The sequence below is a fragment of the Streptomyces herbicida genome (assembly GCF_032656585.1).
Lineage (GTDB): Bacteria > Actinomycetota > Actinomycetes > Streptomycetales > Streptomycetaceae > Streptomyces > Streptomyces herbicida.
Genome location: NZ_JAUYWJ010000003.1, coordinates 123,602 through 139,527, shown reverse-complemented (window position 1 = coordinate 139,527; position 15,926 = coordinate 123,602). Strand labels below are relative to the sequence as shown.

Below are 15,926 nucleotides of genomic sequence, written 5' to 3'. Positions count from 1 at the left end.
GCTTCTGGTGAAAGGAGGGAACCACTGGTCGGCACGGCTCAGCCGGTGTACTTGTACGTCGCCGAAGCCTGCTCGTACAACCGCGTCACCTCGTCCCGCTGCGCCTCCGGGCCACGTACCTGCACCACGTGGTAGCGACCGCCGATGAGAATGGCGATGTTGCGGACGAACAGGTCGCGCCCCTGGTCGTCGGTCCAGGTGAACTGCCCCTCAGCCATGGTCCGGTCGCCCACCTGGATGGTCCGGAGGCCGGTGGCCGTGGCCCAGCTGGAGCCGCGGTAGGGCTGGAGCTCGTTCTCCTTGTCCCGCTGGTAGGTCATCGGATCACTGCCGTACTTGGACGCCCTGTCCCGGCCCGGTACGACGATGAGCTCGAAGTCCCCGTGCGAGTAGACCACCTGTCCGAGCCCGTTCTTGGGCGTGCGGTCCCAGCCCTTGGCCACGGCGACCTGGAAGCCCTCGGGGTCCTTGCGCAGGGTGAACCCGTCGGCGACGTCCGGGTCGGTGGTGGTCTGGGTCTCGGTGGAGGGGGCCGACTCGGAGGCGGACGGGCTGCTCGACGCCCCTGTGCTCTGTCCGTTCGTCGGCTTGTCGCTGGGCGCGGGCGCCTGGCTCGCCTGGCCGGCGGAACCCGTGCGAGAGCCGCTCGCCGCGCCGCTGCCGTCCGCCTTCGGCAAGAAGAGCATGGCGTAGGCGACCGCGCCGGCCAGCAGGAGCAGGATCAGCAGGAGCAGGGTGCGGCCGAGTCGGCGCGGGGACCCGGACTCCTGCTTGGCCCGCTTGTGCCGCCCGTGCGGGCCGGTTGCGGGCAGCCCGGTGCGCCGCCTGCGCACCAGCTCGCCGCGCCGGCGCACGATCGGCAGCCGACTCGGGTCGACGGGCGGGGCGGCGACGACATGCGCGCCGGCCTCGGGCTCGGGGGCGGACCGCACCAGGGACCGCAGCCAGCCGCGCAGCTCCTCGAAGTCCAAGCGCTCGGTGGGGTCCTGGCGCAGCAGCGACTCGACGACCGGCCTGAGCGGACCGCACTCCTCCGCGAAGGCGGGCGGCTCCGCGCACACCAGCTGCACCAGCTCGGCCGTCGACTCCTCCGGATACGGCGCATGCCCCTGTACGGCCCGGAAGAGCAGCGCCCCGAGCGCCCACAGGTCGGTGGCGGGCCCGATCGGCGCCGCCAGTTGCCAGTTCTCGTGCACCGGCCCGGCCTGCTCCGGCGCCCATCGCTCGGTGACCGGCCCCACGACGGTCATCCGCACCTGCCGGGCCCGCTCGGCGGCGAGCGCGGTGGCCGGTCCCCGCCGGGGCGGGGCCGCGGCGGCCGGCTCGTCCCAGCGGGCCGGGGGTCGGGGGGTGTCGGTGGTGGCGGCCGGGGGGAGGGCAGGGGCCGGGAGGGGCAGTCCGCCCGCGTCGGCGGCGGGCGCCGGTCCGCCACCGCCTGCGCCGATGCGGGAACCGGGGGTGCGGCCGTGTTGCGGTGGCAGCGCGGGCGCGGGAAGCAGCCCGTCGACGTCCAGGGCGGGGGCAGGGCCCGGGCCCTGTTCGGCCCCTGGGGCAGGGGTGCTCCCCGGGGCGGTTTCGGCCGGCGGAAGGGCCGATGGCCGACGGCCGTTGTCCACCGCCGGGGGTGTGCCGCCGGGAGTGGTGCGGGGGGAGGCGCCGTGCCAGGGGGCGGCGTGGACGCCGTAGGGATCGGCGATCTGGCCGGGCGGCGTCGTGTGGGTCCGGTGGTTTTGCTCCTCGCCCTGCCCGGCGGCGTACGGCGGCTGGTCCGGGCCATCCGGCCGCGAGACGGCGCCGGTGTCGCCGTCGGCGGGCCGACGCGCCCCGGGGAGCGCGGCTCGCCCGTTCTGGGCCTGCTGCACCCGGGCGGCAGCCCGTGCGCCCGCCCGATACGCGGCGATCGCCCCGGCCCGTGCCGCCCGGATGTCCCCGCCGCTCTCCAACGCCCAGCGGGTGGGCGCCCCGGAAGCTCCGGCCGCGCCGGAGCCGTCCGCCCCGGCCGCGGGCAGCCCTCCGGCCGCCCGCGCCTGGATCGCGGCACGCCGAGCCGCCTCGGGATCGGCCTCAACGGGGCCGGGGGCACCGGCGGAAACACCCGGGCCGCCGACGCCGTGCCCGGCGCCGCCCCCGGCAGTGCCGGCCGCGCCGCCCGTCGGCCCTTCCGGGAAACCCTCCTGGACCGGCACCGGGTCGTACCCGCACAGCGCCTCCTCCGCCGCGCCGACCGCGAGGCCGGTGAGCATCACGCGGCCGTCGTCGCAGACGAGGACCGTGCGGGCGGTGATGTTGCGGTGCACCCAGCCATGGGCGTGCAGGACCCGCAGCGCCATCAGGACGTCGGAGGCGACCTCGGCCGCCCGGTAGGGCGTCAGCGGCTTCTCGGCCAGCAGCGCGGCCAGCGGGCGCGCGGGCACCAGTTCACTGACTATCCACAGCGAACCGCCCTCGGCGAACACGTCGAAGACCTGGTCGAGCCGCGGATGGTCGGGGATGCCGGCCGCGGCCTGCGCGGCCTCCAGGGCGCGCCGCACGGCCGGGTCGGCGGGCCGGCGCGTGGCCGTCCGCGCGGTCGGCGGGCGCCGTGACCGACGGTCACGCGCGGTGAAACCGTCGGGCAGTCCGTCCGCGTCGAGCACCTCCGCCTCGACGACCTCCGGCAACAGCACCTGCCGCACCAGGACTTCCTGCCCGCTGTAGGTGTCGAAGGCGCGGGTCTCGGTGAGTTCGTACTCGTCGGAGGGCGGCAGCGGCAGGCGGTAGCGGTCGGCGAGCACCCGACCCGCATAGTCGTCCACATTGCCTCCCCCGGCCGCCCGGTTGGTCAAATCCGTTCGCCTTGCGGCCCGTTCCGCGCACACAGCTGGATGCGTACGGTCCGCAACCACTCACGATACGTGCCACAGGCAACTCGCATTGAGGGGATGACGGATTCTCGCGGCTTCAACCGTAGCCCGGCTCCGGGGACCCGACCTCGCGAGCCTCGTCCGCATCCTTCAGCGCCGCAGCCGGCGGGCATCCCGCTTCACCGCCACTCCAGGCCCGCCGCGAGGCCGAGCGAGGGTTTATCGGATTAAGAGCTTCCGCTTTTCGTTGACCATTCGACGATTCTCTTGATCCGGCGAGGACAATGAGGAACTTCTCTCTCAAAAGGCCGCCAAGAGGCCATTTTAATTTCGAGCCACTGGCCTGTAATGTTCGGCCCGCGCAACAACTGCGCCTCTTTGATTTGGAGCACGCATGAAAAAGGCAATGCGACTGCTGGTCAGCGGTGTCGCTCTCTCGCTTCTCCCTCTGACGTTCAGCGCCGGCGAGGCAAGCGCCTGGGGCGGCAAGGGCTATGAGTGCACCACGCTCAGCAACGGCGACCTTTGCATTCGCATTTACCACTCGTCCGACGGTTACACGAACACCCGTAAGATCGAGGTGGACTACAGCAAGTTCTCCGGTTCCACCATATACGTCAAGGGTGGCTTCTCCACTCCGAATGGGACGGTGTGGGCCGGCAGCTACAGCAGCCTTTCCTCCGGGCACACGTACCGAAAGTACTTCGACAATGTGCCCTTCGACCGCACCGTCAACGTGACGGGCCTGATCCAGGTGCAGGGTCAGGGCCAGTTTGCGACGCCGCCGCAGTCGATCTCCGAGTACTACGGCTGACGCACTGACAGGCTGTCGGTAAAGCGGCGCGGGGCTGAACGGAAGAGTCACTTCGTTCAGCCCCGCTGCAATACAAGGGTGCTTACATGATCAGGGCTATATTCTCCGCACAGCCTCTTCTGGCTGTTCTCCTGGTGACGAGTTCTTCAGTGCTCGCACTCGCCGGTTTTCTGCTCGGCCATCGGATCAACCGTCCAAAGCGCTTCTCTTGGGCATTGGCGGGCGCAGGCGTGGGCGTAGCCCTCTCTGCGACGCTCACGCCGGCGAAGGGCTCTTCGGGCTATTCCGGCACATGTACGATCAGCAAGGATTTCCTTGGGTCCGTCGGCACCGAGCAATGGCTGCTCAACGTCGCCCTGTTCGCCCCCGTCGGCCTCTTCTTCGCTCTGGCCGGCGCTTCGTACGCCGGCTCCGTGGTCGTGTCCTCGACCCTCTCGATGGCCATCGAGTTCACTCAGGCAGCCCTTCCGGGGATCGGGCGCGCCTGCGACAGCAACGATTTCGTCGCGAACACCCTTGGCGCGCTGCTCGGTGCAGTGTGCCTCATCGTGATTTCGCTGCTGCGGAACAGCCCGTCCAGGGAGAGGGCCAATGCTTCGGGCGGCGGCCGGGGACTGTTGGCGACCGGTGGCGTCATGGGAGTGGTGGCGATCGCCGGGCTCTTCACTACGACGATGGTTTTCGTGGACTCGAGCACGCCGATAACGGAAGCGAGCTCCAGTCAGGAGAGATCTGTTTCTCACACCCTCGAGGCGCTGTCCGATAGAATTCATGTGACGAGAACACAGATTTCGAATCTCCCCAATGACTACGGGGCGGGCCAGCGCACCCTCGTTGCCTCCTGGAAGAACGGAAACGCTGAGTTTTCCTGGCCGGACGCGAAGATTCACCAGCTCTGGAGCAGCACGGGAATACCCCTCAAGGGATACTCGAACCACACAGGAATCGATAACCGAACGCGGGCCAAAACCCTCGCCGCCAAGCTGGTTTCCGGTAATTTCCCTTGGGCTTCCGCCGCCACGGAAGTGTCCGCCGACCCGGATCCTCAGTTCCGCGGAGCATGGCGAGTCACATACCGACAGAGGCGGGATGGCGTCATCATGCCCCTGCATTTCGCCGTCACGTTCTCCAAGGACGGCCGCCTCATGCAACTGGAGGCTCAGGACACCCGCGCTCCTGATCGGATCCCACGGGCCAGGGTCTCGCAGGCAGACGCATCGAAGACCGCTGTGTCGCATGCCCCTCGCCATTCGCATCTTTCTGCAACCCAGCTCAGGCTGATCAAGGAAGGCGCCAGTTGGCGGACTGTGTGGGACTTCACTTATAGCCGCCAGGGTGACACCAGTAACTCCTACAACCCTGTCTCCGTGCTTGTCGACGCGAGTACCGGGGAGCTACTGCACGGGAACGGCCCTGACGCCGCATTGGGCAGTTCTCTCTGATCTGACGCAAAAGGACGGCCCCGGCTCCCCACCCGTACGGCCTGTGCGGCCCGAACAGGAGCACACAGCTCACTTCTTGGGCTGAAAGGACTTCGTAAGCGTCTTCCAGGTGTCTTCGCGCAGGCCGCTGTGCCAGTCCGCGGCCTGCGCGGTGTACATCAGCCCGTAACCGAGGTGGTCGTTCACCACAAAACCCCGGTCGATGGAGCGGTACTTGGTGCCGCCCTCGACGTAGGTGAACTCCCAGTCGGCCGTGTTCCAGCCGCGGTAGTCGACCTTCTCTATGCGGATCCTCCGGTACTGGGCGCGCACCATGGAGCCCTCTTGGTTCCTCCAGTCCGCAACCGGGTCGTTCTTGGGGGCACTTGTCCATCCGACAAGCAACCTCTGCCCGTGTGGCCCCGTGTACCGGTCACCGGCGCGGCCGGTGGACTGGTACGACCACCCCTTGGGCAACCCGATCGAGTACCCCTGGCCGCCCTTGTGGGTGGAGACGGCAGGCGCGCTTCCGCCGTCGCCGGAGCCCGACGACCCGGTGTCACCGCTGCCGGTCGCGCTCGCGCTCGGCGTCGCCGTGCTCCCGTTCCCCGCCGTCGCGCCCGCTGTGGCGGAGTTTGAATCGTCGCCGTCCGTGCGGGTTCCGCCGTTCTTGTCCTTCTTGGTGTCGGCGCCGGCACCGGTACTCGCCGTGACCTTGGAACCCCCGCTGTGCTTGGCCCCCTTGGAGCCACTGCCGTCGTCACCGTCGCGGAACGTGATCGCCAGCACGGTGCCGATGATCGCGAGCACGACCACCACCGCGATGATCACCAGGGTGCGCTTCGGCACCACATCGGTGAGCGGCGCCCTGGGCACCGGCCGCGTCGGCAGGTCCGGCGGCGGCACCACAGGCCACCCCGAACTCTGCTTGGAGCCGGTGAGGTTGGCGCCCTGCGTCGAAGGCGACGCCGCCGGAGAAGGAGCCCCGGCCGAACCGCCGGTGCTCGCGCTCTTGGTGTCCGCTGCGGCGGAACCGGCACCCGCCGCCTTCCCGGGCGCCGAAGTCCCCTCGGCTGCCGACGCGTTCGTGCCTTCGCCCCCGCCGCTGTTCTTCGTCCGTGCCGCGGCCGCCGAGGTGGCCGCCCCGGCCGCCTTCCGCACGGCACGCAGCGCCCCGCGCAGCTTCTCCCCGGCCTCCTCGCCCCGCTTGTCCTCGGAGCCTGCCGGCTGGGCGGGCAGCGGAACGACTCTCGTCGCGTCCATCGACTCCGGCTCGGGCGTGTGGAGCACTGTGTTGAGCAGGGCCCGCGCGCCCGCGTCGTCGAGGCGCTTGGCCGGGTCCTTGGTGAGCAGACCGTAGATGACGTCCCTGAGCGGGCCCGCGTTCTTGGGCTCCTCCAGGGGCTCGGTCATCACCGCGGTCAGCGTCGCGATCGCCGACCCCTTGTCATAGGGCGGCACGCCCTCGACCGACGCGTACAGCAGGCCGCCCAGCGACCACAGGTCGGCCGCCGGTCCCGGCTTGTGTCCCCGGGCCCGCTCCGGGGAGATGTAGGAGGGGGCGCCGACGAGCATGCCGGTGGAGGTGATGGAGGGGTCGCCCTCGACCTGCGCGATGCCGAAGTCGGTGAGCACGACCCGGCCGTCCTCGGCGATCAGCACATTGGACGGCTTCACATCACGGTGCAGGATGCCCTCGCGGTGCGCGGAACGCAGCACGTCGAGGATCGCGAGCCCGACCTCGGCCGCACGCTTGGGCTCCAGGAGGCCGTCCTCACGGATGACCTCGGCGAGGGACTTGCCCTCGACGAGCTCCATCACGATCCACGGCCGGTCGTCCTCGTCGACCACGTCGAAGACCGTCACCGCGCTGTTGTTGCGGATCCGGGCGATCGCCTTGGCCTCGCGCAGGGTGCGCGTGATCAGGCGCCGCTTCTCCTCCTCGTCGATGTTCGACGGGAACCGCAGCTCCTTGACGGCGACCGTCCGGCCGAGGGTCTCGTCCTCGGCGCGCCACACCGTGCCCATGCCGCCGCGGCCGAGCACATCTCCCAGCCGGTACCGCCCGGCGAGAAGACGCTCGCTCTTGTCCTGACGAGTGTCCTGACGAGATGTCCCCGCCCGCTCCGCCTCCGACATGCGTCCCCTCATGCAACCCGCCCTGACAGAGCCTCCATTGTCCCTCACCCGACAAGTGGTCAATGCCCCAGGGTGCCCGACACCCCGTCGGCCGGCCCGCGCACCGGGGTACTCCCTGAGGCACGCGTTCCGCCCGGGTGGATGATGGCCTGGACAAGGGAGGGGACGAGATGCCGCCACTTCGGACACTGTCGGCCATATCGACCTCCCTCGCCCTCCTCGTCGGCCCGGTCGTGGTCTCAACCGCACCCCGGGCCGAGGCCACCGACGCGGCCCTCCCGCTGTTCGTCACCCGGGGCAGGGCGCCCGCCGCGGCCCTGCTGACCCGCGACGAGGACGGCTCCGGCAACGCGACCGCCTCCCACTACGCGCAGGCGGGCCGGGGCGTCGCCCGCGCGGACCATTTCCGTGCCGGCAGCATCACCAAGACCTTCATCGCCGCGGTCGTCCTGCAACTCGCGGCCGAGCACCGACTGTCCCTGTCCGACACCGTGGAGCGGTATCTGCCGGGTGTGGTGCGCGGAGCACACGTCGACGGACGGCACATCACCCTGCGTGCCCTGCTCACCCACACCAGCGGTCTCGCCGACTTCACCGCGGTCACCAGGGGCACCGTCCCGCTGACCCCGCTTCAGGCCGTGACCATCGCGCTCGCCCTCCCTCCGGCCCGCCCGGGCCGCTTCTCCTACTCCAGCACCAACTACGTCCTGCTCGGCATGGTCGTCCGACAGGTCACCGGCCACTCCTATGCCCTCGAGGCCGAGCGGCGCATCATCGCTCCCCTGGGTCTGGCGGGCACCTCCTTTCCCGGATCCCGCACCACGCTTCCCTCCCCGCACGGCCGCGCCTACTCGGCGAACGGGTCCGACGTCACCGATCTCGACCCGCGCGTGGCCGGCGCGGCGGGCGAGCTGGTGACCACGCTCGACGACCTGGACCGCTTCTACGCGGCCCTGCTGGACGGCGAGCTGCTGCCGCCGCGCCCGCTGCGTGAGATGCTCAACACCCGTACCGCACAAGGCGCGTACGGTTTGGGGATATTTCCGACGAAGCTCCCGTGCGGCACCACGGTGTGGGGACACAACGGCCGTATATCCGGCAGCTATGTGCGCACCGCGGCCACCGTCGACGGACGCCGTGTCCTCACCTTCCGTGTGAACACGGACACGATGGCGAACCCGAGCCTCGAACCCGCGCTGCTCGCGGCCGAGTTCTGCCCCCGCATCCAGTAGAACGAGCGGGTTCCGAACGAAGATCCCGCTTCGTGCCACTCGTTCGGGTGATGTCACCCGGGCCGGCTCACAGCGGCACGATGTCCGGCGCCCCCAACCGCGCCGCGTCCGCCGTCTGGTCGTCCGGCTGGAGCTGCGACTCCCGCTCGGCCTCCACCCGCTTCTCGTAGTGCTCCACCTCGCGCTCGATCTGGTCCTTGTCCCAGCCGAGGACGGGCGCCATGAGCTGGGCGGCCTCGCGGGCGCTGCGGGTGCCCCGGTCGAAGGTCTCGATGGAGATGCGGGTGCGGCGGGTCAGCACGTCGTCCAGGTGCCGTGCACCCTCGTGCGACGCCGCGTAGACGACCTCGGCGCGCAGATAGTCGTCGGCCGCCTGCAGCGGTTCGCCCAGGGAGGGGTCGGCGGCGATGAGGTCGAGGACCTCCTCCGCCATGGAGCCGTACCGGTTCAGCAGGTGTTCCACCCGCACGACGTGCAACCCGGTCCGTGCGGCGATCCGCGCCCGTGCGTTCCACAGCGCCCGGTAGCCCTCCGCGCCCAGCAGCGGAATGTCCTCGGTGACGCATTCGGCGACCCGCATGTCGAGGCCGTGCACCGCCTCGTCGACCGCGTCCTTGGCCATCACCCGGTACGTCGTGTACTTGCCGCCCGCGACAACCACCAGCCCCGGCGCCGGATGCGCCACCGTGTGCTCGCGCGACAACTTGCTGGTGGCGTCGGACTCTCCGGCCAGCAGCGGACGCAGTCCCGCGTAGACACCCTGGACGTCGTCGCGCGAGAGCGGCACCGCGAGGACCGAGTTGACGTGTTCCAGCAGGTAGTCGATGTCGGCGCTGGACGCGGCGGGGTGGGCCTTGTCGAGGTCCCAGTCGGTGTCGGTGGTACCGACGATCCAGTGGCGGCCCCATGGGATGACGAACAGGACGGACTTCTCGGTGCGCAGGATCAGGCCGGTCGTGGAGTGGATGCGGTCCTTGGGCACGACCAGGTGGATGCCCTTGGAGGCCCGGACGTGGAACTGTCCCCGCTCGCCCACCATCGCCTGCGTGTCGTCGGTCCACACACCGGTGGCGTTGACGATCTGCTTGGCGTGGATCTCGTACTCGCCGCCGCCCTCCACGTCCTGCACCCGGGCGCCGACGACCCGTTCGCCCTCGCGCAGGAAGCCGGTCACGCGCGCGCGGTTGGCGGCCTTCGCGCCGTACGACACCGCCGTGCGCACCAGCGTCGCCACATAGCGGGCGTCGTCCATCTGGGCGTCGTAGTACTGCAGCGCGCCGACCAGGGCGTCCTTGCGCAGGGCGGGGGCGACGCGCAGGGCGTGACGGCGGCTCAGGTGGCGGTGCACCGGCAGACCGCGGCCATGGCCGCGGGCCATCGACATGGTGTCGTAGAGCGCGACGCCCGACCCGGCGTACAGGCGCTCCCAGCCCTTGTGCTGGAGCGGGTACAGGAACGGCACGGGCTTGACCAGGTGGGGGGCGAGCCGCTCCAGCAGAAGTCCGCGTTCCTTCAGTGCCTCGCGGACGAGGGCGAAGTCGAGCATCTCCAGATAGCGCAGGCCGCCGTGGATCAGCTTGCTGGACCTGCTGGACGTGCCCGACGCCCAGTCACGGGCCTCGACCAGTCCTGTGGACAGTCCGCGGGTCACCGCGTCCAGCGCGGTGCCGGAGCCGACGACTCCACCGCCCACGACCAGTACGTCCAGCTCACGCTCGGCCATGGCCGCCAGTGACTCGGCGCGCTGTGCCGGCCCCAGTGTCGCTGTCCTCACCGCTGCCTCCCGCTGTCGATCACATCGGTCGCGTCGGCCGCACCCGGTGGGCGAAGCCCGGTCCGTCTCCTCCTGCCCAAATTCTGACCGGGATGCCCGACTTCAGCCACCACTCGCCCCCAGCCTGTGGACAACAGGCGCGGAACCCCCGGAAGACACAAGGAAACAATCCCGCATAAGGGTCATATTTACTCCTAGTCTGACATTGCACTCGCCCGTCCTGTCCACCGGGCTTGCGCACCTGTCCCGCTTCGGTTACTGGGAAGGACGGCCCACCCATGCCCGCAGACCTCGCCGTCATCGGACTCGGTCCCTACGGCCTGCCCCTCGCCCAGGCGGCGGTGGCCGCCGGAATCCCCACGCTCGGATATGCCACCGGGCCCGAGGCCGGCTCGCTCAGCCCCGCCGAGCTGCGCCGGATGCTGTCGCGGGGCTTCCGGCAGGCCAGCGACCCGGCGGGGCTGGGCCGGGTACGCACCGCGGTGATCTGCGCGCCGACCCCGCGGGGTGCGGACGGCGGGCTCGACCTGGGTCAGGTGGAGGCGGCCGCCCGCACCCTGGCCGAGCGGCTGCGCCCGCACACCACGGTGATCCTGGAGTCGCCCGTGCATCCGGGCACGACCGAGGAATTCCTGCGCCCCCTGCTGGAGGAGGGCTCGGGGCTGCGCGCGGGCCGGGACTTCCACCTCGCTTACGCGCCGAGCCGTGTCGACCCCGGCAACCGCGACTTCACCCCGGCCAACACCCCCAAGGTCATCGGGGGCCTCACCCCCGCCTGCACGGAGTCGGCGGCCGCCTTCTACACACGGCTCACCGACAAGGTCGTACGCGCGCGTGGACCGCGCGAGGCGGAGACGGTGCAGCTCCTGGAGAGCAACTACCGGCACGTCAACATCGCGCTCGTGAACGAAATGGCCGTCCTGTGCCACGACTTGGGTGTCGATCTGTGGGACGTCATCCGCTGCGCGGAGACCAAGCCGTTCGGCTTCCAGGCCTTCCGGCCGGGCCCCGGCGTGGGCGGCCACGGCGTCCCGCAGGACCTGACGGGCCACGCGGGACGCACGCTGCGCATGGTGGAGCTGGCCCAGCAGGTCAACAGCCGGATGCCCCGGTACGTCGTCCAGCGCGCCGCGACCCTCCTGAACGAGCACGGGAAGTCGGCCCGCGGCGCGCGCGTGCTGCTGCTCGGCGTCACCTACAAGGCCGATCTCGCCGACCAGCAGGGCACACCCGCCCATGAGATCGCGATGCGGCTGATGGAACTGGGTGCATCCGTCAGCTACCACGACCCCCTCGTGTCGACCTGGAGCGTCCTGGACCGGCCGGTCCCGCGCGCGGACTCCCTCTACGAGGCCGCGGCCGACGCCGACCTCACGATCCTGCTCCAGCAGCACCGGACGTACGACCTCCAGGGCCTGACGGTGAAGGCGCAGCTGCTCCTGGACACGCGGGGGGCCACGCCGACGGGGGCCGCGCACCGGCTCTGAAGGGGAAAACCGCGGTGGCGTTGTCGGTGGGGCCTGTTAATCTCCACCACGTTCGCCGCACACGCGTGCGTGCGCCTTTCCGCTTTACCATCCAGTTTTCCAACCGGCATGTCCGGTCGGCCTTTCGTGTCCCGTGGGGGGATTCCTGTCATGAGCCAGTCAGCTACGCCGCCTCAGCCGCAGCCCCAGCCCGGCCCGGCCGACGGCAACCCGTTCGCCCAGCAGCCGGGCGCCGTACCGCCGCCCCCGGCGCCGCCCGCGCCGCGCAAGGACAACATCGCGCTCGGCCTGGCCGCGGCCTTCGGCGCCGCCGTGGTCGCCGCCGCGATCTACGGCGTCGTCATCGGTCTCACCAAGCACGAGATCGGCTGGGCGGCGGTCGGCGTCGGCTTCGTCATCGGAGTGGCGGCCGGCAGGCTCGGCGGCCGCAACCCCGCCCTGGCCGTCGTCAGCCCCATCCTCGCGCTGGGCTCCGTCTACATCGGCCAGCTGGTCGGCGAGGCCATGATCGGCGCCGACGCCGTCGGCAGGAGCTTCAACGAGGTGTTCTTCCAGCACTTCGACGTCGTCCAGGAGGCCTGGAAGGCCGACGCCGACCCGCTGACCTTCGTGTTCTTCGCGATCGCCGCGTGGGCCGCGTTCTCGGGCGCCAGGAAGGCGGCTGCCTGAGCGGACCCGGCCAGCACGCGGAAGGGCCCGACCACTTGAGCGGTCGGGCCCTTCCGCGCGGTATTGAGCCGTACGGACCGGCGGTGGACGCAGCAGGTGGCGAACAAGGCCGCGGCTCGGTGGACGTGGTCGAAACCCATCTCACCGTGGGGCCGACGTCGACGGGGGCGGCGCATCGGTTGCACACGGGGCGCGCGGCGCGGCTCGAGCCCCGGGGTTGGTGGCGTACGGCTGGCCCCACCGGTACCGTACGGAACCAGGTGGAGCCCACCGCAGCGGGTACTGCGGCAGGCTCCTGGATGGATCACGGAGTGTCCGCCCCTAGGTAACGTGGGGGCGGCCGCTCACCATCCGACGCACAAGGTGGAGCCCACCGCAGCCGGTACTGCGGCAGGCTCCTGGATGGATCACGGAGTGTCCGCCCCTAGGTAACGTGGGGGCGGCCGCTCACCATCCGAAAATCCGCAAGCGCTTCAGAAACCTGGGGCGCCGACCCGGACGCTATCGCCCTCGGCCCCGCTCACCGGCCCGTATTCGCCCCGAAGGCAACCGCGCGCCCCCACGTCACCCCACGCGCCCCAAAGGCCGCCCGGACAGCGAAAAGGGGCCGGTCGCCTCGCAAGGTGACCGGCCCCCATCACGTCGTACGGACTACCGCTTGTGCTGCGAGTCCGCCACCGTCACCTCGACCCGCTGGAACTCCTTGAGCTCGCTGTAGCCGGTGGTGGCCATGGCGCGGCGCAGGGCGCCGAAGAAGTTCATCGAGCCGTCGGGGGTGTGGGACGGACCGGTGAGGATCTCCTCGATGGTGCCGACCGTGCCCAGGTCGACCTTCTTGCCCCGCGGCAGCTCCTCGTTGACCGCCTCCATGCCCCAGTGGTGTCCCTTGCCGGGCGCATCCGTGGCACGGGCCAGCGGGGAGCCCATCATGACGGAGTCGGCGCCGCAGGCGATCGCCTTCGGGAGGTCACCGGACCAGCCGACGCCGCCGTCCGCGATCACGTGCACATAGCGGCCGCCGGACTCGTCCATGTAGTCGCGGCGGGCCGCGGCCACATCGGCGACGGCGGTGGCCATCGGGACCTGGATGCCCAGCACATTGCGCGTGGTGTGCGCGGCGCCGCCGCCGAAGCCCACCAGGACGCCGGCCGCGCCGGTGCGCATCAGGTGCAGGGCCGCGGTGTAGGTGGCGCAGCCGCCCACGATCACCGGGACGTCGAGCTCGTAGATGAACTGCTTCAGGTTCAGCGGCTCGTGCGAGGACGAGACGTGTTCCGCCGAGACCGTCGTACCGCGGATGACGAAGATGTCGACGCCCGCGTCCACGACCGCCTTGGAGAACTGCGCCGTGCGCTGCGGGGAGAGCGCGGCCGCTGTGACCACGCCGGAGTCACGCACCTCCTTGATACGCGTGCCGATCAGCTCCTCCTTGATGGGAGCCGCGTAGATCTCCTGGAGGCGGCGGGTCGCGGCCTCGGCCGGCAGCTCGGCGATCTCGTCCAGCAGGGGCTGCGGGTCCTCGTGCCGCGTCCACAGGCCCTCGAGGTTCAGCACGCCCAGGCCGCCGAGCTCGCCGATGCGGATCGCGGTGGCCGGGGAGACGACCGAGTCCATGGGGGCGGCCAGGAAGGGCAGCTCGAAGCGGTAGGCGTCGATCTGCCAGGCGATCGAGACCTCCTTCGGGTCCCGCGTACGGCGGCTGGGGACGACGGCGATGTCGTCGAAGGCGTACGCCCGGCGGCCGCGCTTGCCGCGCCCGATCTCGATCTCAGTCACGATTGTGGCCTTTCCCTGATGCGTTTCAGCGTCTTCCAGTATCGCCGACGGGTACGGCACCGCTCCCGCGCAGGTACGACGAGGGCGGCCCCAAAAGCTCCGGGACCGCCCTCGTCGACGTCTCAGCCGTGGAAAACCCTCTCCACGCGCGCGTGAGTCACTTCCGCGTGTAGTTGGGCGCCTCGACCGTCATCTGGATGTCGTGCGGGTGGCTCTCCTTCAGACCCGCGGAGGTGATCCGGACGAACTGGCCGTTGGCCTGCAGCTCGGGCACGGTGCTGCCGCCGACGTAGAACATCGACTGGCGCAGACCGCCGACCAGCTGGTGGACGACGGAGGACAGCGGGCCGCGGTAGGGCACCTGGCCCTCGATGCCCTCGGGGATCAGCTGCTCGTCGGAGGCGACGCCCTCCTGGAAGTAGCGGTCCTTGGAGAACGACTTGCGGTCGCCACGGGACTGCATGGCGCCCAGCGAGCCCATGCCGCGGTACGACTTGAACTGCTTGCCGTTGATGAACAGCAGCTCGCCCGGCGACTCCTCGCAGCCCGCGAGCAGCGAGCCCAGCATCACCGTGTCGGCGCCCGCGACCAGGGCCTTGGCGATGTCGCCGGAGTACTGCAGACCGCCGTCGCCGATGACCGGGACACCGGCCTCCTTGGCGGCGAGGGACGCCTCGTAGATCGCGGTGACCTGCGGGACGCCGATGCCGGCGACGACACGGGTCGTGCAGATGGAGCCGGGGCCGACGCCGACCTTGATGCCGTCGGCGCCGGCGTCGACCAGGGACTGGGCGCCGTCGCGGGTGGCGACGTTGCCGCCGATGACGTCGACGCCGGAGGAGTTGGACTTGATCTTGGCGATCATGTCACCGACCAGGCGGGAGTGGCCGTGCGCGGTGTCGACGACGATGAAGTCGACGCCGACCTCGATCAGGGCCTGGGCGCGCTCGAAGGAGTCACCGGCGACACCGACGGCGGCACCGACCAGCAGCCGGCCCTCGGCGTCCTTGGCGGCATTGGGGTACTTCTCCGCCTTGACGAAGTCCTTGACCGTGATCAGGCCCTTGAGGATGCCGTCGTCGTCGACCAGCGGCAGCTTCTCGATCTTGTGCTTGCGCAGCAGCTCGATGGCCTCGGCGCCCGAGATGCCGACCTTGCCGGTGACCAGCGGCATCGGCGTCATGACGTCGCGGACCCGACGGCTGCGGTCGGACTCGAAGGCCATGTCACGGTTGGTGACGATGCCGAGGAGCTTCTTGCTGCCGTCCGTCACCGGGACACCGCTGATGCGGAACTTGGCGCACAGGGCGTCGGCCTCGGCGAGCGTGGCGTCGGGGTGCACCGTGATCGGGTCGGCCACCATGCCGGACTCGGAGCGCTTCACCAGGTCGACCTGGTTGGCCTGGTCCTCGATGGACAGGTTGCGGTGCAGTACGCCGACGCCGCCCTGGCGGGCCATCGCGATCGCCATGCGCGACTCGGTGACCTTGTCCATGGCGGCGGACAGCAGCGGGATGTTGACCCGCACGTTCTTGGAGACGTACGAGGCGGTGTCGATCTCGTCGGGTGCCATGTCCGACGGGCCCGGCAGCAGCAGCACGTCGTCGTAGGTCAGCCCGAGTGTCGCGAATTTTCCGGGCACTCCGTCGACGTTGGCAGTCATGACACCTTCCCCAAATGGCCTTGATCGGTGCGGATGTCCATGCTAACGGGAAGCGTGGCTCACTCATTCCACGGTTCTGAGTGACTTCGGGCTTCGTATGTTCGTACG

10 protein-coding genes are annotated in these 15,926 nt (G+C 70.3%); 5 read left to right on the top strand and 5 right to left on the bottom strand.

Annotation, left to right across the window (positions count from 1 at the left end):
• Nucleotides 1-38 precede the first annotated feature (38 nt).
• Nucleotides 39-2,795, bottom strand: a complete 2,757-nt coding sequence (locus tag Q8A52_RS07745) for a protein kinase (RefSeq protein ID WP_316747461.1) — start codon at nucleotides 2,793-2,795, stop codon at nucleotides 39-41.
• Nucleotides 2,796-3,237: 442 nt separating this feature from the next.
• Here Q8A52_RS07745 and Q8A52_RS07740 point away from each other — a divergent pair, with 442 nt between their 5' ends.
• Both Q8A52_RS07740 and Q8A52_RS07735 read left to right on the top strand, forming a co-directional pair.
• Nucleotides 3,238-3,657 (top strand): hypothetical protein, encoded by a 420-nt coding sequence (locus Q8A52_RS07740; RefSeq protein WP_316747459.1) that lies wholly within the window; start codon nucleotides 3,238-3,240, stop codon nucleotides 3,655-3,657.
• 86 nt (nucleotides 3,658-3,743) lie between these two features.
• Nucleotides 3,744-5,099 carry a VanZ family protein gene (locus Q8A52_RS07735; protein WP_316747457.1) on the top strand — a complete coding sequence of 452 codons (1,356 nt, stop codon included), beginning with the start codon at nucleotides 3,744-3,746 and terminating at the stop codon, nucleotides 5,097-5,099.
• A 69-nt stretch (nucleotides 5,100-5,168) separates the two neighbouring features.
• Here Q8A52_RS07735 and Q8A52_RS07730 read toward each other — a convergent pair whose 3' ends face one another.
• A complete protein-coding gene (locus Q8A52_RS07730; RefSeq protein WP_316747454.1) occupies nucleotides 5,169-7,217 on the bottom strand; it encodes a serine/threonine-protein kinase in 2,049 nt (682 codons plus the stop codon).
• Nucleotides 7,218-7,387: 170 nt separating this feature from the next.
• Here Q8A52_RS07730 and Q8A52_RS07725 point away from each other — a divergent pair, with 170 nt between their 5' ends.
• The gene (locus tag Q8A52_RS07725; RefSeq protein WP_316747453.1) at nucleotides 7,388-8,449 is read left to right on the top strand and encodes a serine hydrolase domain-containing protein; all 1,062 of its coding nucleotides are present in this window, start codon (nucleotides 7,388-7,390) and stop codon (nucleotides 8,447-8,449) included.
• A gap of 67 nt (nucleotides 8,450-8,516) precedes the next feature.
• On the opposite strand, the gene Q8A52_RS07720 is transcribed toward Q8A52_RS07725, so the two are convergent.
• Nucleotides 8,517-10,223, bottom strand: coding sequence for a glycerol-3-phosphate dehydrogenase/oxidase (locus Q8A52_RS07720; RefSeq protein ID WP_316747451.1), 1,707 nt, complete (start codon nucleotides 10,221-10,223; stop codon nucleotides 8,517-8,519).
• A 278-nt stretch (nucleotides 10,224-10,501) separates the two neighbouring features.
• Between Q8A52_RS07720 and Q8A52_RS07715 the strand changes: the two genes are divergently transcribed.
• A complete protein-coding gene (locus Q8A52_RS07715) occupies nucleotides 10,502-11,710 on the top strand; it encodes a nucleotide sugar dehydrogenase (RefSeq protein ID WP_316747449.1) in 1,209 nt (402 codons plus the stop codon).
• Between the two features lie 150 nt (nucleotides 11,711-11,860).
• Nucleotides 11,861-12,379, top strand: a complete 519-nt coding sequence (locus Q8A52_RS07710; RefSeq protein WP_316747447.1) for a hypothetical protein — start codon at nucleotides 11,861-11,863, stop codon at nucleotides 12,377-12,379.
• Between the two features lie 651 nt (nucleotides 12,380-13,030).
• Here Q8A52_RS07710 and Q8A52_RS07705 read toward each other — a convergent pair.
• Together Q8A52_RS07705 and guaB are read right to left on the bottom strand one after the other, a co-directional pair.
• On the bottom strand, nucleotides 13,031-14,155 hold the full coding sequence (locus Q8A52_RS07705) for a GuaB3 family IMP dehydrogenase-related protein (protein WP_316747445.1): 1,125 nt from the start codon (nucleotides 14,153-14,155) through the stop codon (nucleotides 13,031-13,033).
• Nucleotides 14,156-14,312: 157 nt separating this feature from the next.
• Entirely contained in the window at nucleotides 14,313-15,818 is a 1,506-nt protein-coding gene (gene guaB / locus Q8A52_RS07700) for an IMP dehydrogenase (RefSeq protein ID WP_316747443.1), read from the bottom strand.
• Nucleotides 15,819-15,926: the final 108 nt, after the last annotated feature.